This is a genomic window from Chryseobacterium salivictor (assembly GCF_004359195.1).
Classification (GTDB): domain Bacteria; phylum Bacteroidota; class Bacteroidia; order Flavobacteriales; family Weeksellaceae; genus Kaistella; species Kaistella salivictor.
In genome coordinates this window covers 1,528,275-1,549,508 of the sequence record NZ_CP037954.1, presented here as the reverse complement: position 1 = coordinate 1,549,508, position 21,234 = coordinate 1,528,275, and the positions used below count along the sequence as shown (strand labels likewise).

Annotated in this window: 16 protein-coding genes and 4 tRNA genes; 1 reads left to right on the top strand and 19 read right to left on the bottom strand. The window is 36.5% G+C overall.

Going from position 1 to position 21,234, the window contains the following annotated elements:
- The 10 genes from NBC122_RS07225 to rpsU form a co-directional block, all read right to left on the bottom strand.
- Positions 1-1,242: a TolC family protein gene (locus tag NBC122_RS07225; protein ID WP_185145781.1), complete on the bottom strand. Its 1,242-nt coding sequence runs from the start codon at positions 1,240-1,242 to the stop codon at positions 1-3.
- Between the two features lie 81 nt (positions 1,243-1,323).
- Entirely contained in the window at positions 1,324-2,691 is a 1,368-nt protein-coding gene (locus NBC122_RS07220; RefSeq protein WP_133439730.1) for a sensor histidine kinase, read from the bottom strand.
- Positions 2,691-3,371, bottom strand: a complete 681-nt coding sequence (locus tag NBC122_RS07215; RefSeq protein WP_133439729.1) for a response regulator transcription factor — start codon at positions 3,369-3,371, stop codon at positions 2,691-2,693. The genes NBC122_RS07220 and NBC122_RS07215 overlap by 1 nt, the downstream gene beginning before the upstream one ends.
- Positions 3,372-3,446: 75 nt before the next feature.
- A tRNA-Thr gene (locus NBC122_RS07210) sits at positions 3,447-3,518 on the bottom strand.
- 50 nt (positions 3,519-3,568) lie between these two features.
- A tRNA-Gly gene (locus tag NBC122_RS07205) sits at positions 3,569-3,641 on the bottom strand.
- Between the two features lie 85 nt (positions 3,642-3,726).
- Positions 3,727-3,809 (bottom strand) — tRNA-Tyr (locus NBC122_RS07200).
- Positions 3,810-3,828: 19 nt separating this feature from the next.
- Positions 3,829-3,902: transfer RNA gene (locus NBC122_RS07195), tRNA-Thr, on the bottom strand.
- A 201-nt stretch (positions 3,903-4,103) separates the two neighbouring features.
- Complete coding sequence (locus tag NBC122_RS07190) at positions 4,104-4,394, bottom strand: HPF/RaiA family ribosome-associated protein (RefSeq protein ID WP_133439728.1); 291 nt, start codon at positions 4,392-4,394, stop codon at positions 4,104-4,106.
- The gene (locus tag NBC122_RS07185; RefSeq protein WP_133441077.1) at positions 4,384-5,280 is read right to left on the bottom strand and encodes a tyrosine-type recombinase/integrase; all 897 of its coding nucleotides are present in this window, start codon (positions 5,278-5,280) and stop codon (positions 4,384-4,386) included. The genes NBC122_RS07190 and NBC122_RS07185 overlap by 11 nt, the downstream gene beginning before the upstream one ends.
- 82 nt (positions 5,281-5,362) lie before the next feature.
- Positions 5,363-5,560: a 30S ribosomal protein S21 gene (rpsU, locus tag NBC122_RS07180; RefSeq protein ID WP_133439727.1), complete on the bottom strand. Its 198-nt coding sequence runs from the start codon at positions 5,558-5,560 to the stop codon at positions 5,363-5,365.
- 90 nt (positions 5,561-5,650) lie between these two features.
- Here rpsU and NBC122_RS07175 point away from each other — a divergent pair, with 90 nt between their 5' ends.
- Positions 5,651-8,806 (top strand): UvrD-helicase domain-containing protein, encoded by a 3,156-nt coding sequence (locus tag NBC122_RS07175; RefSeq protein ID WP_133441076.1) that lies wholly within the window; start codon positions 5,651-5,653, stop codon positions 8,804-8,806.
- 53 nt (positions 8,807-8,859) lie between these two features.
- Here the strand turns inward: NBC122_RS07175 and NBC122_RS07170 are convergent, their stop codons facing one another.
- The 9 genes from NBC122_RS07170 to folE form a co-directional block, all read right to left on the bottom strand.
- Positions 8,860-10,794 (bottom strand): DUF3857 domain-containing protein, encoded by a 1,935-nt coding sequence (locus NBC122_RS07170; protein WP_133439726.1) that lies wholly within the window; start codon positions 10,792-10,794, stop codon positions 8,860-8,862.
- The gene (locus NBC122_RS07165) at positions 10,791-12,677 is read right to left on the bottom strand and encodes a DUF3857 domain-containing protein (RefSeq protein ID WP_133439725.1); all 1,887 of its coding nucleotides are present in this window, start codon (positions 12,675-12,677) and stop codon (positions 10,791-10,793) included. Before NBC122_RS07165 ends, NBC122_RS07170 begins: the two co-directional genes overlap by 4 nt.
- A gap of 20 nt (positions 12,678-12,697) precedes the next feature.
- Complete coding sequence (locus NBC122_RS07160) at positions 12,698-13,207, bottom strand: ferritin (RefSeq protein WP_133441075.1); 510 nt, start codon at positions 13,205-13,207, stop codon at positions 12,698-12,700.
- A 96-nt stretch (positions 13,208-13,303) separates the two neighbouring features.
- On the bottom strand, positions 13,304-13,717 hold the full coding sequence (locus NBC122_RS07155) for a hypothetical protein (protein ID WP_133439724.1): 414 nt from the start codon (positions 13,715-13,717) through the stop codon (positions 13,304-13,306).
- 156 nt (positions 13,718-13,873) lie between these two features.
- The gene (locus tag NBC122_RS07150; protein ID WP_133439723.1) at positions 13,874-14,398 is read right to left on the bottom strand and encodes a hypothetical protein; all 525 of its coding nucleotides are present in this window, start codon (positions 14,396-14,398) and stop codon (positions 13,874-13,876) included.
- 139 nt (positions 14,399-14,537) lie between these two features.
- The gene (locus NBC122_RS07145) at positions 14,538-15,479 is read right to left on the bottom strand and encodes a hypothetical protein (RefSeq protein WP_133439722.1); all 942 of its coding nucleotides are present in this window, start codon (positions 15,477-15,479) and stop codon (positions 14,538-14,540) included.
- A gap of 228 nt (positions 15,480-15,707) precedes the next feature.
- Positions 15,708-18,368 carry a 4-alpha-glucanotransferase gene (locus NBC122_RS07140; RefSeq protein WP_133439721.1) on the bottom strand — a complete coding sequence of 887 codons (2,661 nt, stop codon included), beginning with the start codon at positions 18,366-18,368 and terminating at the stop codon, positions 15,708-15,710.
- Positions 18,369-18,602: 234 nt separating this feature from the next.
- Positions 18,603-20,069, bottom strand: a complete 1,467-nt coding sequence (gene cysS / locus NBC122_RS07135) for a cysteine--tRNA ligase (protein WP_133439720.1) — start codon at positions 20,067-20,069, stop codon at positions 18,603-18,605.
- A gap of 18 nt (positions 20,070-20,087) precedes the next feature.
- On the bottom strand, positions 20,088-20,753 hold the full coding sequence (folE, locus tag NBC122_RS07130; protein ID WP_133439719.1) for a GTP cyclohydrolase I FolE: 666 nt from the start codon (positions 20,751-20,753) through the stop codon (positions 20,088-20,090).
- Between the last annotated feature and the right edge of the window lie 481 nt (positions 20,754-21,234).

Below are 21,234 nucleotides of genomic sequence, written 5' to 3'. Positions count from 1 at the left end.
TTAATTGAAAATGGGAGTTTGTATAAGTTGATTTAATTGTTCAGCCGAAATCACGACCTGCTTTTTTATTTCGTCGATTTGTAAAACAGTTTCTTTATAACTGTTGCTAAAATCAGTAAAGTCCATCAAAGTAATATTTCCTTTTCTGAAATTGTTCTGCATTCCTTTATATACCGCATTCAAATTATTGAGGTCGGCCAGCTCGATACCAAAATATTGGGTATAATTATTTTGCCAGTTTTGATAAGCCGCCGTTATTTTATTTTCGAGTTCTTGTTTTTGATAGTCGGTATTTTTCTGACTTTGCTCCACTAAGATCTGCGCTTTCTGAACGTTCCCCTGATTCTGCTTCCACAAGGGAATTGGGATTGCAACGGTAAAATTAATTTCGTTTTTGAAAATACCGCTGTTTTGATTCCATTGTAATCCACCGGTCACATCGGGAATGTTCAGGGATTTTTGCCATTTGTAATACGACTTGCTGTTTTCAATGGATTTTAAACCGTATAAATAATCAGCATTGTGTTCTAATGCGATCTTTTTTAATTCATTTAAAGAAATGAGTGGTTGATTTTTAATCAATATTTGAACTTCGTCTTCCGACATTTCAGGAATAATATCGTCGCTGATTCCTGTCAAAGTATGAAGATTCTGAAGTTGAGAAAAAACAGCATTTCTTATTTGAAATTTCTCGTTATTAAGGGCCAAAACCATTGTCTGCAACCTCACTTCATCTTTAAGCGCGATGTTTCCTTTCGCTGTTTGTACTTTGTATGCTTTGACCAAATCAGTTAAAAAAGCCAACTGACCATCGAGATTCTCTAATTTTCTCTGATCGAAATAAATGGAATAAAAAGTTTCCCGCAGCTGGGACTTAAGTTCAAATAATAATTGATTAAACTGAAGCTGGCTCAGCTCTTTATTAGATCTTGCAAATTCTATCTCATTTTTTCTTTTTCCGCCCAACAGAAAAAGCTGCTGCAATGCCAGACTTTTGCTGGGTCCAAGATTAAAAAAGGTGTTATTCTCCGGGCTGAAAACGTTGGCTTCAAAAGATGCCTGCGGAAGTTCCCAAATTTTTGCCTGTACAATATCTGCGTCCGCAGCAGAAATATTGTACTGTTGCGCGATAAGCTGCAAATTGTTTTTAACAAAAGATTGCTCTGCCTGTTGAAGGGTGATTTTTTTCTGTGAAAAAGCGCAGGAAGAAATCAGCAGAGCGATCACGAGTATTCTATTCATATCAGTCCTTTTTAAGAAGGGCAAAAATGAAGAGATAACCTTAAAAGGAACTTAAGTTTAGCTTAAAAAAAACTTAAAAAGCTACAAAGGAAAGTTAATCGTAAAGATATTTTGGTTGGCTGACGCACTGTGATAAGAAATTGTTGCTTTGTGATATTCCAGAATCCGTTTTACAATTTTCAGTCCCAGACCAGAACCGGAAGTTTTTTGAGAATTACTTCCTCTCATAAACGGATCGAATAAACGCTTTTGTTCTTCCGCAGAAATAGTGCTTCCAAAACTAAGAACATTTACCACTAAAGTATGTGAAGACTCTTCAATAGTTACATTGACGAAATCGTTATCAGTATAAATCGCGGCATTTTTGAACAGATTGATAAATACAATCTCCAATAAAGACTTCACTCCGAGAACCGACAGTTGAGAACTTTCTACGCTCTGTTCAGAAATTTGAAAATCCATTTTCAATTTCGGGAAGTTTTTTTCCACTTTTTGGTAGGCATCAAAAATAACTTCATCAATTCTTACCTCTTCATAAATAGTCTTTATATTTTCTTTATCAAATTTGGTAAGCACCAAAAGCGAATTCGTAAGATCCGACAGCTGGAAAATCTCTTTTGAAATCTGCGACAATACTGCTAATGTTTTTGGGGAATGTTGGTCTGATTTTTTTAAATTCTCCAGCTGAAAAGCCATTCTCGTTAAAGGAGTTCGGATCTCGTGAGAAGCACTGGCTGTAAAATCTTTCTGAGACTGAAAAACATCATTTAACCGGACAATCATTGTATTAAAAGACTGCGCTAAAACACCGATTTCGTCATTGGAAGCTTTCACCGGAATCTGAGTAGTAAGTTTATGTGCCGTAACTTCTGAAATTTCTTTCTTCAGTTTTTCTAAAGGCTGCAAAAATTTACCTATAATATAATAACAGAAAAACCAAATAAGCGCAATACTCAGCAAATAAGAAAAAATCAACAGGTATTTAAGATAAGCCAGTTTCGACTGACCAGAGCTATCGATTGCGCTGGTTATGATATAATAATTTTTGCCATGGATACTTCGTAAAGCAGCGTATGTCTCAGGCTTTGTATTTTCAGTATAAATGGTCTTTTCCCGGTCGAGCCGGTCGAGCAACTCATTTTCCCAGGTTATATTTTGATCTTTAACCGTGCTGTAAAGCAACTTTTTGCGCGCATCAAAAATAATGATATTTTCATTGAACAGGATATTATCTGCATTTTCACTGAAAACGATTGGCCCTTTCTCATTAAATCCTTCAGATTGTGAAATGAAATTCGTTGTAAAATCAAGTCTTTGCACAAAGCGGTCTTTAAATTCTTCTCTTCTAAAAGAATTAAAAGAGACATAAATAATAGTCATTACGATACCAAAAAGTAATGAAAACGCAATGCTCAGATTTAAAGCAATTTTACGTTTAAGAGACCTCATTATAATGCATTCAGATAATAACCGTACCCTGACCGGGTATGAATTAATTTTACGGCAAAATCCTTATCAATCTTCTTTCTCAAAAAATTAATGTACACTTCGACCGTATTGGTATTGGTATTAAAATTCTGTTCCCAGACATGTTCAGTAATCTGTTGTTTAGAAACCGTTCTTCCCTGCGCTTCTGCCAAAAAAACCAAAAGTTGAAATTCCTTCACCGTCAGTGCGATTTCCTGTTCGCCCCTGAAAACTTTCTGATCCGTTTTATTAATCGTAAGATCTTCAATAGAAAAAATGTCGTCAACGGACTTTTCCTGCGTATTCTTCCGTCTGATAAGCGACTGAATTCTCATCAGTAACTCTTCGAACTGAAAAGGCTTCACCAGATAATCGTCAGCAAGCCGATTGAAGGCATCTTTCTTATCCGATAAATCACCGTAGGCAGAAATCATAATGATTGGGGTATTGTGATCTACCAGTCTTATTTTCTCACAAACATCCAGGCCGTTTATTGTAGGCACATTGATGTCGAGTAAATAGATGTCATAAGTATTTTGCTGAACTTCCTGCAAGAAGAGATCGCCATCATACACTTTTTTTACCTCAAATTCACTGCCCTCCAAAAACGCAGCCAGTTCGGTCGCGAGGATAAGATCATCTTCTAACAAAAGAATTTTCATAATAAGAATTGAAAAGTAAATTTAGGAAAATATAAGCAAAAAAAAATCTCCCTTAAAAAAGAGAGATTAAAACAGAGCCAACTATGAGATTTGAACTCACGACCTCTTCCTTACCAAGGAAACGCTCTACCCCTGAGCTAAGTCGGCGAAAATTTAAAAAAAAATCACAAGCCGCTGTATTGGTTGTGATTTTTTAGAGCGGAAGACGAGGGTCGAACTCGCGACATTCAGCTTGGAAGGCTGACGCTCTACCAACTGAGCTACTTCCGCATTTTTGTTTCCAAAAACTGTTGGTAAACGGTTTGCAAATCTACTATAAAATTTACAACTACGCAAAATAAATTAGAAAAAAATGTGGGGAGGGTAGGATTCGAACCTACGAAGTCGTAAGACAGCAGAGTTACAGTCTGATCCATTTGGCCACTCTGGAACCTCCCCAATTTTATTTTTTTCAATGAGCCTCCAGAGGGACTCGAACCCACGACCTGCTGATTACAAATCAGCTGCTCTAGCCAGCTGAGCTACGGAGGCAAATATTTTAAAGAACTTCTTATCTGTTTTTGAGAGTGCAAATATAAGGTAGTTTATTTTAAATCCACAAGTATTTTGATACTTTTTTTTAAAAAAAATTTGTAGATTTTAAAAGAACTTCTTATCTGTTTTTGCGAGTGCAAATATAAGGTAGTTTATTTTAAATCTACAAGTTTTTTGATGCTTTTTATGAAAAAAAATTTAAGCAAGTTCTTTCTTCTTGATTAACAGTTTTTTAGCTGCATCAGCACAAAGATCAATACTCTCTTCAAAAGAAGCAGAAGTCTTTTTAACTACAATATCATCGCCCGGAACTTCCAGTTTAATCTCTGCTGTCTTATTATCTTTACCTCCGGTATTTTCTACTTTCAGAAAAACCTGGCAGCCATGGATCTTGTCATAAAAAGTTTCTAACTTATTGAGTTTCTTGTCTAAATACTCTTCAAGTGGTGCATGTGGAGTCAATCCCATTGACTGAACTTTAATTTTCATAATCTACATTTTTTATCGCTCTAGGATGAGCATTGTTAAACACTTTTTTTAATTGTTCAATATTCGCTGTGGTATAAACCTGGGTTGAGGCCAAAGACGAATGTCCCATTAATTTCTTCAGCTTAGAAATTTCAGCCCCATTTTCTAAAACATGAGTAGCAAAACTGTGCCGTAAAATATGAGGGCTCTTTTTCGACTTCGAAGTAACAAGACCAAGGTAGGAATTTACAGCAGAATAGACAAATTTATCATTGAGTTTTTCACCTTTTTTACTTACAAAAAAATACGCCTCATCCGTTTTCAGAGGTTTTCTTGTGGGTAAATACTGTTCAAAACCTTTAATAAGTTTTTCGGAGACAGGGATGATGCGAGACTTATTCCCTTTACCGGTTACCATGATTTCTTTTTTGCTAAAGTCAACATTATCAAACAAAAGACCTGTTAATTCTGCCCTCCGCATTCCTGTTTGATACAGCGTTTCGATAATTAATTCCTTCAGGAAACTTCCGGTTTTAGGCTTCCCTTCAATCGATTCGAGTTCCAACATTTCCTCTTCTGAAAAAGGAATTTGTTTTTCGGCAAAAAATTTCAGGGAGTGAATACTTTCAAGCGGCGAAACCTTCACTTCATCAATCTTGAGCAGAAAGAGAAAAAAGCTCCGCAAAGAAGAGAGTTTTCTATTGATGCTCCGTTTAGAAATCCCGGACAAACTCAATTCGGTCATAAAATTTTTAATGATCTTTTTATCGACTTTTGTAAAATCCTGATGCGATTCCGTCTTTAGCAGAAAAGCTGAGAAATCAGTTAAATCTTTGCGGTAACTCGTCACCGTATGTGGCGAATATCGTTTTTCTACTTCAATATATTCTAAAAACCGGTCTGTCATCATATTATAACCAACAAAAAATCACTTTCCAAATATAAGTATTTGAAAAGTGATTGAGGTATTTTCTGAAAGAAATGTTTCTTTAAGCTTGTTCTTCGATGCTTAAGTTTCTTTGTTTGTAAGCTGCTTTGGTATTCGCTGCTCTCTTCACAACAGAAGGCTTATTGAATTGCTGACGACTTCTAAGAGCTCTGATAGTTCCTGTTTTGTCAAACTTTCTTTTGTACTTTTTTAAAGCTCTGTCGATGGATTCACCATCTTTTACTGGGATTATTAACATAATTTACATCTCATTTTGGACTGCAAAAGTAAGATTTTTTTCCGAATTGACAAATTATTTTACTATTTTTAAACTCAATAAAATATAATGATGCAACCCGACTATAAAGTAATCAACGCCTCGGCAGGATCCGGAAAGACTTACGCACTGGTTCAGAACCTGTTAGCCATCTGTTTAAAGTATCCTTCTCAGGCTGATAAAATCCGAAATATCCTGGCATTAACTTTTACCAATAAAGCAGCCAATGAAATGAAACACCGGATCATCGATTGGTTGAAAAAGTTTTCCCTGGACACTTATGAATCGAATAACGACCTCATCAATATTCAGGAAAAATTGAAAAATGAAGGTTTTACTATTCCGTTGAAAGAATTACACGAGCGTTCCAAAAAAATGCTGGATTACGTTCTACACCACTACTCTACTCTAAATATCGGTACGATTGATAAGTTTAATTCAAAGCTGGTGAGAAGTTTTGCTCAGGAATTGGGTTTAGCGCAAAACTTTAATCTGGAAATCAATCCCGAGCCTTTTCTTATCGAAGCCGTGGATAAAATGCTGGAAGATATCGGTGAAGAAAATAAAATTTCTGAAGCATTTATGGATTTCGTGAACTATACCCTGGATAATAATGACCGGATCGACCTCAACAAAACATTGTATAATTCCGCAAAAGAATACGTTCAGGACAAACATTATTTCCAGTTGAATGAAAACAAAGATTTCGATTGGGAAGTTTACGAAAATACGAAAATAAGTCTGAGGCAAAGCATCAGAGATTTAAGGGAAAACTCCCTGAAAATCGCCGACGAAGTGATGATTCTGCTGCAGGAAAAAGATCTGGAAATTGGTGATTTTGCCGACGGAAAGAACGGAATCGGTGGTTTTTTCGAGAAATTCCTGCATAAAAAAATTCCGCTTCTCTATGAAACTATAGAACAGGAAACTGGCAGAGAAGAGAAAATCCGGAAAGGAGCTTCCTCGAAATCCAAACATAAAGAAAGTGAAATTTTTGAAATTCTGGATCACCTTTTACAGCACCGAAAAAACATCATTAATAATCACGTTGAAGCGGAAAAGAAACAAAAAATCCTCAATGCGCTTTTACCTTTAAAAGTAAATAAAGATATTCAGGACAAATTAGCCGAAATCGAGCAGGAAAACGATTTGGTTCTACTGTCGAAATTCAATATTATGATTCATGAAAATCTTCGGAAAGAACCTACTGCATTCATTTATGAAAAAATAGGGACGAAATTTTCTCATTATTTCTTTGACGAATTTCAGGATACTTCTTTACTGCAATGGCAAAATTTTTTACCGTTAAGAGATCATGCAGTTTCACAGGAACACATGAGTTTTACTTTGGTTGGCGATCCAAAACAAAGCATTTATCGCTTTCGTGGCGGCGATTCTCAACTGATGCTGGACATCATTAATCAAAAAGAAAACTCACCCGTTAAAGCGAGAGTTGAAAATCTGGAAAACAATTACCGGAGCGCAAAGAATATTGTCGATTTCAACAATCAACTGTATCAGTATATGTCGCAGTTTACTGAAAAAGAACATCAGGAAATCTTCGGAAGCGGGTCGCAGCAGGCAGCAAAATCCGATTTGGAAGGTCGGGTGAGAATTAATCTTATTGAAAATGCCAGTAAGAAAATCATGTTTTATGAAGATGCTACGGAAAAAATGCGCGATGATATTGAAAGCTGTTTAGCGAACGGTTACCGATTTTCAGACATCACGATTCTTTGCCGCGGAAATTTTGATATTTTTACTTTCTCTCAGTTATTAGGGAATTTAAAAGCGAACTATAAAGGTGAAGAAGTTTACATTAAAACGATTTCAGAATCAGGATTAACCTTGAATTTATCGCTGACTTTATTAGCGTTAACCGAGTTTTTAAAATGGGAAGAAAATCCCAAAAACTTTCAGTTTGTCGTGAAAATGCTTTATTATTTAAAGGTTTTAGGACGAATTGAAATGGAGGATTTCAGCAATGAAATTATGGAAATACTGGCTTTGAAAACGAAATCAAAAATGGAAGTTCTGATTGCAGAAAAATACGGACTTCAACTTCAGTCGAAGGATTTGCTGCAACTGAATCTGTATAATTTCATTGAACATTTCTTACATGAATTTTCGGTAAAAGACAAAGAAACCGATTTTCTTTTCAATTATTTAGAAATGCTTTACGCGTATTCTCAAAATGCGGGTTCTACCTTGAAAGAATTTTTAAAATATTGGAATGAAGAAGCGAACAGTAAAACGATTCAAGCTTCTGAAAACGTAGATGCGGTACAAATTATGACGATTCATAAATCAAAAGGTCTGGAATTTCCGGTTGTTCTGTTACCGATGAAAAATGCGGCAGGTTCCAAAAAAAGCAGCTATTGGTTTGGAACCAGTTCCGAAGACCAGCTCAATTCTGTGAATGTCAACTTCTTCGACAGCACTTTGGAAATTTATGATGCTGAAATCGCAGACTTTAATTATGAAAATTCTTATCAGGAAAAAATTGATCAATTCTGTTTGCAATATGTGGCGACCACCAGAGCGGCAGAACAGCTTTTTTTCTATATCGAACAACCTAACAAATCGGCCAATCATCTAGAGATTTACGATTTTCTGGAATCTAAAATCCCCAGAGACGAAGCCGCAGAACCAATTTCTTCATTTGATTTATATCCTGTTTCAGATGAAAATCTGCGAAAGAAAACGGAGAAAAAAAACGCGGAATTTATAACAAAAGCCATTCATCTTACGACCGAAAAAGAGAAATATCCGGACGCGATTAAGATTGCAACACCTACGAAAAACTACCAAAACCGGGTTGAAAAAGTAAGAATGGGAATTTTCACGCACGAGATTTTAGCCCAAATCAATACGGCAAAAGATGTGGAAAAAGTATTGGAAAGCTATTTGCTGGAAGGAACGATTACCGATGTAGAAAAATCGCAAATCAATGATCGGATTTTCAATATCATTACTCATGAAAATTATTCGAAATATTTCAAAGAAAATCAAACCGTCATTAATGAAAAAGATATCATGATTTCGGAAAATGGAACTTCAACCGTATACCGCCCGGACCGGCTGATTGATACCGGAAACGGGTTCATCATCATTGATTTCAAAACCGGTGATGAGCAGGAAAAACATCAACTGCAGGTTGATGAATACAAATCGGTATTAGAAAAACTGGGCAAGAAGGTTGTAGAAACAGAGATTATTTATGTGTAATAAAAAACCCTGCCTCTTAACCGGAGGCAGGGTTTTTATTTCAAAATGTCGAATTATTTTTTCTTCACCGCAGTTACCACTTGCGCTTCCATCTTGGTGACATTGTCATAAATCTGTTTGAAAGCAGGATAATACTCTTTCGGGAAAACGGTATCATCAATGGTAATCGTGGCCTCCACCGTTAATTCATTTCCGTTCTGAGTAACTACATAACTGTATTGTATCGAGTTGTCTTCTGTTCTAAACTTTTTCGAAGCCGGTACATTTTCAAATACATAATTATCAGGAAGGGCGATGGTTACTTTCTTCACCCGATCATAGGCGGAATAAAACTCAAGCGGCGCACGCCTTTCTTCTTTTTGATTATAACCATGATTTTGAGAATATAAAAACAGCAACGGATTAAACACTAATTTGCTCCCGATATTATCTACAAAAGTATCTGAAGTAAAATCAAAACTCGTTTCAAAATCATTGTTCGGCTGCAATCCGTGTTTCATATTGGTAAAAGGGAATCTGTATTCATCCTGATAATTTTTAGCAAAAACTTTTTCATTATCTGTATAATTTTCATTGGCAATCATCGCATATAATTTAGTGTCGCGATCGGCAAAACGGCCTTCGAAAGTTCCATCCGGTTTTAGTTTTGCATCAATAGATAGTACGGTTTTACTTAATTCGGGAAACAATACATTAATCTGTTTTGCATCATTCTTGGTCATCACAATTCCGTATTGATTAAGAGCCCGCGGGGAAATCATATTAATTTCCGTCAATTTTGAGGTGCCGTCCAAAAGATAAATCTTGCCATTTTCCTCAAAAGATGCCAGGACAAAATTAAGCTGGGAGATGGATGGATTGTAAGCCAGCAACATTCCTCTTTTTACAGTCGACAAAACAACCGGATCAGCGTTAATTGCTGCACTTTTTAAAAGCATGGTTAAAAGAAGATTAATTTCAGCGGTATTGCCGATTTTTGTTGTTAAAAGATTTTTAATTCCTTTGTCGGTAAAAGTATCATCTTCTTTATTCCAGGTGTAATTTTTTTGTACGAATTTCAGAATTGCATTTGCTTTTGCCATGCTGGTGGGCAAAGCTAAAATTTCTGCCGGCAGAATATTTTTAATCAGATTTTCTTTTTTGAGCTGTAAACCAAAATTATCGTGCTCGTACAAGCGTTTTTGAATATCTTTCCAGGACAAGGAATATGACTTAAAAACATTATTAATCGACGTAGAATTAAGTTCTGCCTTAATACCTGTTTTATAATTATTATTATTCAGCACAAACTTCTCATCTTTGAAGGCAGGAATATTTTCGTATGCAAATCTATAGGTATTATATTCATTTCCATATAATTGTCTTTCGCCGCTATCACGATGAGTAGGCGTCACACTTCCTTTATAATTAATGGAGTAGCCCAGCGGTTTCGGATTGTCAAAAACATACTCCACGTATTTCACGGGGACTTCTTCTTCAATCAAAATCCTTGGTGTTGACGATAAAAAAGGACTGTAAAGTGAGTATGAATACTCTACCACAGAACCATTTTTCACATTGGCATAGGCAAATTTGGTAATGGTATAATTTTTATCTTCTTTTGATTTAAATTTTTCATCACGTTCAATTTTCGTGGTTACTTTTTTACCGTCTTCCCAATTATAAGTCACCGCTTTCAGGTTACTCAGGGTTTCGCGGTCGCCCCGGCCATTATCATAAACCGAAATTTCGTGATCCAGATAATCTCCGGCATTATCTTTATTATAAATTTTCACCCGGCTTACAATTTCCTGCGTCAGATAGCCATTATAATCAATCATAAAATGCACAGAGCGGTATAAAATTTCTGCGGGAGCATCAACTTCAATTTTAGATTGAGTACTTTTTAAATCCTCTTCAGACAGTTTAGGATCGTTTAAAAATTTGTGTTGGGAATAAACAATGCTTGCTACGAAGCATGCTGTAAAAAGAATAAATTTTTGCATCATATTTTTGAGATTAACATTTTAGTATTGTCTTTGCTGGCTGTTTTTTTTCTGAAATCGACGTAATCTTTGAATTTCTCTTTTTGATAAATTCCTTTTTTAATCGTCAGAACCCTATGAACCAGAAGCTTTTCGTCTTTCATTTTATAATGCAGAGAGTAGGAACCGAATTCCGTAGTAAATTCTGCAGGCTCAGGCAGGTCGGCAAATTTATAACCGACAGGCGCCGTAAACTCTATTTCATAATCATCCTGAAAAGGAAAAGCCGTTTCAAACGGAAGTTTTCTTTCGGTATTTGAGGAAAAAGCAACCGTCTGATAGAAAGGCATTACCGGAAAAAACAGATCGTTCCCGAGTTTTTTAGAAAAGCTTTTGGCTTTCAAATTAAGATCATAACTGATTTTCACATCATCTTTATTGTTCAAAAGATGATCAACTGCAATTTTATCGATTTGTAGATTATAATGCCGGCTTTTCATTGCCTCCTGAATCTCCTCATTTTTTAAAGTAAACAAACCAAGATTCGTATCGTACTGTCCGCCGGTGAATATGAAATTTGCACTGGAAGTAATGCTGCCGTCTTCCTCTAACTGAACTTTGGCAACCAATAATTCTTTGCTTTGTTCCGGTTTATAAGTCGGCGTATCGATGATTTTAATTCCGTTTTCATCAACTGCCAAAACATTTCTGTTGTGTGAGGAATACGAAAGGTGATTAAAGGCGATCCGCTGAGAAGTATTCTCTAACCAGATAGGATCTTTTTCTGTAGGAACCATTAAAATCGCATGATTACCCGACATTTTAGGAAAATCTTTATCAAAAGTAATGACAGAATCATCATTATAAATGACTGCAAAATAAGAAGGAATTCCCGCTGCCTGCAGTAAAGTCCGCATATAATTGGTGAGCGCTTTACAGTCTCCATATCCTTTTTTACTCACTTCCGAAGCAGGCATCGGTTGCCAGCCGCCGATTCCCATCGCAATCAATACATACCTAGTTTTGTTCTGCATATATTGGTAAAGCGTTTTTACTTTTTCAGAAGTTGTTCCCGATAAATTCAGAGCGACAACTTCTGCAGAAATTTCAGCAGTGATGTGTGAAACCGGACTTATTAAATCATGATAATACCATTTTCCAAAACTCGTCCAATCGGTGAGATCGCCCTGTCTTCCTGCAAGAGAAAATTTTTCCGGAGAGAACTCTACATTTGGGATCAAATAATCTAAACTCGGCGACAAATCCTCATGGGTAATGGCCGGAATATTCTGATATGAATATTTCCACATGTTGCCGTCTTTGGTTTCCGAAACTTTAGCCAACGCTTTATCATTGATTTTTGTACGGATCTTAATTCCTGAATTATTGGTAATGGTAAAAGTACTTTTTTCCAATGCCATATTATAAGAATTAAAAGGCGAGAAATGACTGAGATAAACCGTGTTCGACGTGCTTGTTTCGTAGGACGTTTTCAGCGTAAAAGGATACGCTGTAGAAATTGTTTTAAGGACTAAAATCCGGTCATCAACATACAAAGCCGCACTTGGGGTATTGGTATAGTCCGAGAAATCTTTCCTGGCATAAGTTTTAATCATTTTCCCGGTCCTGTCATACATTTCAACTTTAATGTTGTTTACTTTGGTAGTAGGATTATAAGGAATTAAAATGGTTGAATACCGATCACCAGCTGCACTCATAACTGTCACCACGTGAGTTTCTTTTATCGTCATCTCGTTGACTGATTTCAAAATATAATCCTCGGAATGTTCTCTGATGACCGCATTGGCATTTTCGAGAAGATTCTGGGGTATTGCGGCAACAGCATAATCCTGCGCAAAACTCCACAGTGAAAAAACGGTGAAGCACAGTTGGTAGATTTTAATCATCCTTATAGTTTATTAATCGATTAATTCGCTGCTAGAGGAACCAAAACCCGCTGCGCTAACTCCTGATCGAAAAGATACAAAGCGGAGGGGTTTTCGCAAACCATTTTGATCTTGGTTACCAGTTGAGATGCATTGGCTTCTTCTTCTACCTGTTCGGTAACAAACCACTGCAGGAAAGATACGGTTGCAAAATCACCTTCATCATTGGCATTTTTTAAAATATTAAAAATACTTTTGGTGACTATTTTTTCATGTTCCAAAGCTTTTACAAATATATCGGTTGCGTTTTCGAACTCATAAGGAGGCTGTTCAATGGCACCCATTCTGATTTCAGCACCCACATCGTTTAGGTAATCAAACATTTTGTCAGCGTGCAGCAACTCTTCTTTACTCTGAATACGGAAATAATTGGCAATCCCATCTAAATCTCTGGCAGAAAACCAGGCAGACATTGATAAATAATATTGTGCAGCGTACTGCTCGTTGGTAATTTGGTCGTTGAGCAAATCTGCTATTTTTGTACTGATCATCATAATTTCAATTTAAACAAATATAATTAAAAATTGAACATTAAAAAAGCGGAACATGTGTTCCGCCTAACATTAAAAAATAAAATTATGAACCAGTTATTTCGCTTTCTGCATTTCCATCATTCTTTTCCCTTTCATCATCTTTCCTTCATGCTGCATTTTTTGTTTTTTATTGGCTTGCCATTTTTGGTATTGTTCCGGAGTTAAAATCTGTTTCATTTCCGCCTCGTGCTGCGCTCTCAATGCGTTCATCTTCTCCATCCTGGCTTTCCTTTCCGCCTGCTTTTGTGGAGCATTCTTCATTCGTTCGGCCATTTTTTTATCTTGTAAGGCTTTGATTTTAGAGACCTGCGCATCGGAAAGATTTAATTCTGACTGCATTTTTTTCAGGTGTTCTGCTCTTTTCTGTTCCATTTTCACAGGATCCATTTGCTTCATCTTTTCTGTTTGCTGCGCCATTGCAAATGTTCCTATTGCTAAAAAGGCGGCACTTAAAATTAATTTTCTCATATTATAATACTTTATTGGTTTGTTCTTATACATGTTTTTGATATGGTTTTTAAAAGATAGTTAAAATCCAAACTCATAAACTTTTGTTAAGAAACCCACAAAAGAAAAAGGAGAACAAAATATTTGCTCTCCTTTTTTTTATTAATCATTACAAAATTATTTATGACCCTTTCCGTTTTTTTTTCCGGCATTTTGATGGTTCACATTTGCTTTGCCGTGCGACTTATTCCCATTTGTATATTGATATGTCCGTTTAGTATTATGTCCGTTTACAGATTGCTGCGCTCTCTTGCTCTGAATGCTGCTGTATTTTTTTACCTGGGCTTTTTTATGATTGTTTTTGTTCCTGTTATAAACAGCAACCGGATTTTGACCTTTGTAATACTTATTCTTAAATTTCACATATTTATCCTGGCCCATTATTCTTTGAATAGATGAATATCGGTCTGTCGTCCACTGATCTGGATTGTTCCCATACTTATTATTCCAGGAATTGTAGTCGGTATACTGATTGTTTAATGAAAACAAATCTGATTTTTGCTGTGGGCTTAATAGTAAGTTGGCTGCGACAGTCTCCCAATTTACATCGGTAATACTTCGCTGGTAATCGCTGTAAGATGCAGATTGAGAATATCCTAAAGCAAAAGCGCCTAAACTTAAAACGGTGATTAACTTTTTCATATTGTTTGGTTTATGTATTTCATGAACCTCCATAACTGTGCCACAAAAAAAACAGATTGTATGAAAAAGAGCAGTTTCTTTCAAAACTGCTCTCCATCATTATTAACATTAAAATCTAAAATTATCGGGCTGTAAAACGCTAACCCGAGTTTCTTGAGTTTGAACCTGACGTTCTGGATTCACTATTCTGATTTCCGCGATTCCCAGAATTATTTTCCATCTTTCTCGCAGGCACGCTATTTCTTTGGGTTTCTGGTCTGTTGCCTGTATCATTCCGAAGTTCCCGATTATTTTCCCACCTTGGAGATTCTGTTCTGATATTGTTATTTCGGGTAACGGCCTGGTGTTCTCTAATCCCGCTATTCCCCTGATTATAATTTTCAGGTCTTATGGAATTGTTTCTGGTATTACCTACATCATTTCTAAATCCATTATCTCTGGTTCCGTTCGGAGCGGTAATTTGTGCCTCTCTTCGGGCTGGCTGAAAACCTATATTCTGTCTCGGGTTACTTTGATGATAGGCAACTCTGTTCACTTTATAAACATTGATGTTGACATTGCGGTATCGGGGAACTACGTAAACATTTCTCGCATAATGTCTCCGGTTATAATTCTGATAATACACCACCGGATTGTAACCGTGATAATAATTATTCTGGAAAACAACGAAAATGTTCGGCCCTAAAATTCTTTGGATTGCATAAAAACGATCGTAATACCATCTGTCTGGATTGTATCGGTAATAAGAACTCCATGACGCGAAAGAAGGATAGCTGTTATTCAACATTATAATTTGCTGCACTTGCCAAGGTGACAATCTGTGCGCCGCAAAAAACTGATTCCAGTTTACATCATAAATACTTTTGCGATAGTCATTATAATAATCATAATACAAATCACTGGTATAATAATCGGCAGGATATTGGTAATAATAATCATCCGGAAAATAATATTCATCTTCATTATCACCGTAATTATTAATACCGGAACCGTAATTATTATTTGAATAAGTATCCGGATAATGCTGAGCGGAAACCAATGTCATCATCAACACTGATAAACCGAGTAGTATCTTTTTCATTAAAATCTTTGTATTAAATTAATCATTTTAACTGATAGGGAAACCGTGTTTTTTTATTTTAATTATAAGCCCAATTAAAAAATAAACAACTATTTCTTTACTGTTATATTGTTTGGATACCTAAATAAAAAAGAAGTTAAACCATAAGTCTAACTTCTTATACAAAATATTGATTATCAACGTTTAAAAATACAAACTATCTTTTTTTTAATAAAGATATCATTTTTTTTAAATTCGGTTTGCATCAGCAATCCAACCTGCAATTTTCTGATTAAAATTATCGTGATTCAAAAGCTCCTCTACCTTCAAATGCATTCTGTATCTCCAGTAATGTGGGAAGACTGCGGGATTATTAATCCTCTCCTCGTCCATATTTGGATTCGTCAACTCTTTTTCCGTTGCCAAAAACTCCTGAATTGGAAAAATCGCCAACATTGCATTATTAAAAAGATGCTGCTTCATAATCATCTCCGCCAACTGAGGTTCCAAATTCCACGGCGCCGTCCCATACTGACCAAGTTGTTCGTGAAAATATTTCTGCGTTAAACCGCGGTCTTCATGCCACCACTGTCTCAGTGTAGAACTGTCGTGGGAACTCGCCGTGACCACATTCATATAATCGGCGTTTTTCGGATTGTACCACGGGATATTATCCGACGGCATTCTCTGTACTTTCAGAGCGGTAATTCCTAAACGGTCCATTACCACAGGAACGGACTCTGGAACCAAACCTAAATCTTCGCCACAAATCAACATGTCTGTCGCATTCAAAATCACCGGAAGTTTTTCCATCGCTTTTTCATACCACAAACCATCCTGCCTTTTGAAGAAATAATCGACGTACAAATCAGAAATTTTCCTTTTTTCGGCTTCGTTTAAATAGTGATAAGATTCTGTTTTTTCAATATTAAATCTTGGGTGATAAACCACTTGTTTTTCACTTAATTGCTCTTTTAAGAACAGAACATTTGCGGCCAGCGAAATCAAACGTTCTCCTGCTGAGCCCACCGGATTTGTTTTAAAATAATCCGCTAATTTCCGTTGCGTATCAAACTCTTCTTTGAAACTATACGTCCCGTCGAAATGACTGTTCATAAAACGGTTCCGGATTCCGTCTCTTTCTTCCCCAAAATAATCCCACAGAATCTGATCATTGATAAATGGCTTGCAGTATCGGTCTTCATTAAAAGAAATTCCTCTAGCCGAAAACTCTTCAGCTTTCACCGGAACTGCTGGATAAAAATAGCCTAGAATTCCCTGTGTTGCGCTCATCGGCATTCTCCAGATTCTGAAAAAACCCAGAATATGATCAATCCGCATCGCATCGAAATATTGCTCTAAAGCTTTGAAACGGTTTTTCCACCAGCAGTAACCATCTTCTTTCATCGCTTCCCAGTTATAAGTTGGGAATTCCCAGTTTTGACCTAAATCGGTGAACTGATCTGGCGGTGCTCCGGCCTGAAAATCCATACCGAACAATTCCGGTTCTGCCCAGGCTTCTACCGAATAGCGGTAAATCCCAATCGGCAAATCTCCTTTAACAGAAATCCCTAAATCATGGGTATAATCGATGGCGTCTTTTAATTGTAAATGAAGTTGATACTGCACCCACGAATGCAGCATCGAATTTTCATACTCTTTATTTTTTGGCAGGAAGAAAGGAGCAATTTTCCCGGCGATATATTTCCTGTGCGTTTTCCAATCATTAAAGTTGGGCGTTTTGTATTTATCTCTTAACACACAAAAAGCCGCATAAGGAATCAGCCAGTCTTCATTTTCTTTAATGAACTTTTTAAAGTTGCGGTCTTTTAAAATTTCTTCTTTATGGGCTTCAAAAATGATGGTAATATATTTCCATTTTCCGGAAATCATTTGCTCGTAATCAATCAGACTTAAAGCATTCAAAGCTTCTTTTTCAGCTTTAAATTCCTGAACCAAATCCTTTGATAAAGGATACTCCAATTTCTCAACCGACAAATATTGGGGATGAAGCGCATACACTGAAATCGCGGCGTAAGGATAAGAATCCGTCCAGGCATAATTAGCAGTCGTATCATTAATCGGTAAAATCTGCAAAATGGATAGATTTGTTTTCTTCGCCCAATCTGCCAGATTTTTCAGATCCGGAAATTCGCCAACTCCGAAACCGTTTTCTGTTCTTAATGAAAAAACAGGAACTGCCACGCCCGCTGCGTGATACATCTCATGGGATTTGAATTTGAAAAAATGATCCGCTTGAATCTGCAGCACATTTTTTTCAGTATTCGGTAACGTCCAACGGTTGTCGCCGTACTCGATATCGAAAACCTCACCGGAATCGGCATTCATTAATCCATATTTATACTGGATCATTTGATCTTGCTCAATATCCACAGCAGCTTCCCAAATCCCGAAATCGGTTTGCAACATCGGTACGGTCTTTAAATATTGCCAGTTGCCAAGTTCTTCGCAATTTCCAAGAATTACTACTTTCCAGTTTGGGTGATAAACCGGTGCTTCCAGACGGAAAAGATGGGTGTGTTTTTTTAAGACGGAAATCTTTTCAGCTTTAAAGTGGCGGAGTTTATTTTTTAAGATTTTATTATTGAGATAATTCTCGGGGAAATTTTTAGCATTCCAGAAATCACAAATAACGAATTCATCATAGTTATGAGAGAAATTCAAGTGATGCAAAGAAAACTCCTCATCCAGAATTATCCCTTTATTATCGATCAACTGATATTTATAGGAAATCGATTTTGAAAAATAATCCAGTTCGGCAGACCAGTTTCCGTTATCGGTATATTGTAAAGGATGAATTTTTCCCTCAGCTCCTCCGTGTTCAAAAACGCAAACCTGCAGATTCTCACCTACTTTCGTTCTGAAATTGATATTAAGATATAGTTTCATGAAAATTATTCTTTTGTGTCTGCAATTTAGGAAATTTTTGCTGAATTATTGATTAAAAAAGGTTTGTATAGATTTTCTTAAACAGAGCTTACAAACTGAAAACCATTAAGTTACAAGAACAACTTGTAAACATGCCATAAATCATTAAAAATGAAGGAAATGAAATTTGTCAAATGAAAAAACCTTCCGAATTTTCGAAAGGTTTACTATTTAAATATGGCGGTAAATTAATTTCTATGAAATCGAATAAGTCGTTCCTTCTCTTCCGTCTTTCAGTTCAATTCCTTCTGCGAGTAAACGGTCGCGGATCTGATCGGAAAGGTCAAAGTTTTTGGATTTTCTGGCTTGATTTCTTAAGTCGATTAAAACCTGTAAAGTCTGGTCTAATTTCTCATTATTGTTTTCTTCGATATTCTGCAAACCGAGAACATCGAAAATAAAATCATTCATCAAAGTTTTTAATTCCTGCAAATCATTTTCGGTAATTGTTTCTTTGCCATCCTTTAATTTAAAGATGAAATTTACGGCTTCAAAAAGATGCGCAATAAGGATCGGCGAATTGAAATCGTCGGTTAAAGCAGCGTAGCATTTTTCTTTCCATGCTTTTACATCAAAAGTAGAAACCTCAGCAGTCGGAAAATTATTATTTGAAAGCACTTTCATAGCTTCCATTAACCGCTGAAATCCTTTTTCACTGGCAACCATCGCTTCATTGGAAATATCTAAAACACTTCTATAATGCGCCTGCATAAAATTGAAACGCACAATCGTAGGATGAAAAGGTTTTTCAAAGAAATCATTTTTGCCGGAAACCAGTTCCATGGGCAGAATATAATTTCCGGTGGATTTACTCATTCTTTGTCCGTTCATGGTCAGCATATTAGCGTGCATCCAGTAATTCACCGGTTCTGTTTCATTGCAGGCTTTTCCCTGTGCGACTTCACATTCGTGGTGCGGGAATTTCAAATCCATTCCGCCACCGTGAATATCGAATTTTTCACCGAGATATTTGGTTGACATCGCCGTACATTCCAGATGCCAGCCGGGAAAACCTTCACCCCAAGGGGAATTCCAACGCATGATATGAGCGGGAGAAGCGGCTTTCCAAAGGGCAAAATCCTGCGGGTTTTTCTTTTCGTTCTGACCATCCAGATCTCTGGTATTGGCAAAAAGTTCTTCGATATTTCTGCGGGAAAGTTCACCGTAATTTAATCCCCGTTTATTGTATTCTAAAACATCAAAATAAACGGAACCATTGCTTTCATAAGCAAATCCTTTATCGATTAATTTCTGAGCCAATTCAATCTGTTCTAAAATATGTCCGGTTGCGGTGGGCTCTATCGTCGGAGGAAGAAGATTAAACACTTCCAAAACTTTATGAAAATCGACGGTGTATTTCTGAACGATTTCCATCGGCTCCAGTTTTTCCAAACGGGACTGTTTGACGAAACGGTCATTATCAACATCGCCGTCATCGGTTAAATGTCCGGCATCGGTGATATTCCGGACATAACGGACTTTGTATCCCAAATGAACCAACGACCGGTAAATAAAATCGAAAGACATGAAAGTCCGCACATTTCCCAAATGCACATTGCTGTAAACTGTGGGTCCACAAACGTACATCCCGACATTATGATCGTGAATGGGTGTGAATATTTCTTTTTCGCCGGAAAGGGAATTGTATATTTTTAAAGTCATTTTTTGTAAAATTTGATATTAATCCAAATTCGAACGATTTCCTACATAATGCAGGAATTCCTGTCGGGTAATCGGATTGGTTCTGAAAAGGCCACTGAGCTCTGCAGTAGTGGTCGAACTTGCGGTATCTTTTATACCGCGACAATTCACACACAGATGTTTCGCTTCGATGATACAGGCAACATCATTCGTGCCGAGCGCTTTTTTCAAAGCATCTACAACCTGCATGGTCAAACGTTCCTGAACCTGTGGGCGCTTTGCATAATAATCTACGACTCTGTTGATCTTTGAAAGACCGATTACCTCGCCATTTGAAATATAAGCAACATGCGCTCTGCCAATAATCGGCAGGAAGTGATGCTCGCAGAACGAATAGACGGTAATGTCTTTTTCCACCAACATCTGGCGGTATTTGTATTTATTTGAAAAGGTAGAAATCCGTGGATTATTTTCTGGAAGAAGACCGCCAAAAATTTCATTCACGTACATCTTTGCCACTCTTTTGGGAGAATCTTTCAGAGAATCATCAGTCATATCCATTCCTAAAGTTTCCATAATCTGATGGAAATGCTGCTGGATAATTTCAATTTTTTCTTCGGTAGATTTTTCAAAAGCGTCAGGACGCAAAGGCGTATGCTCTTTTCCGGTAAATACATCGTCGTCGTTATCGATATTTTGATTCATAGGTTTGTATTATGAATAGCAAAATTAAGGATTTAATTTCTGTTTTCGCGAGGTTGGAAAATCTTAAGTGAGAAAATAGTGAATCTCTGAAAAATCAGATTTTTTTTAACACAGGGGTGAAAAAGATAATAAAAAATGCTTCTGAAGCATTGCGGACGCGCGGGCGATTCTGAATAGAAATTATTTTAAATGTCAATTCTATAACCGATGAGAACCATAAATAATATTAAAACTTTGAGAAACAACAATTTAACCATTAAGGAATTAAGAAAAATCAAAAGAACCTTATGGAATATATTATTAATATTTGTTTGAAAAATTCTTAATTCTCCTTAATTTCTTAATGGTAGATTTTTAACGTATTTAAATTATAGTGTTTAATAATGAAATTGATATTTTAATAATAAAAATTCTTTGTACAACATACCACGCACGATGGCGCTTCGCTTCCCAATACCTTTAAATGTAATTTAAGAACGGT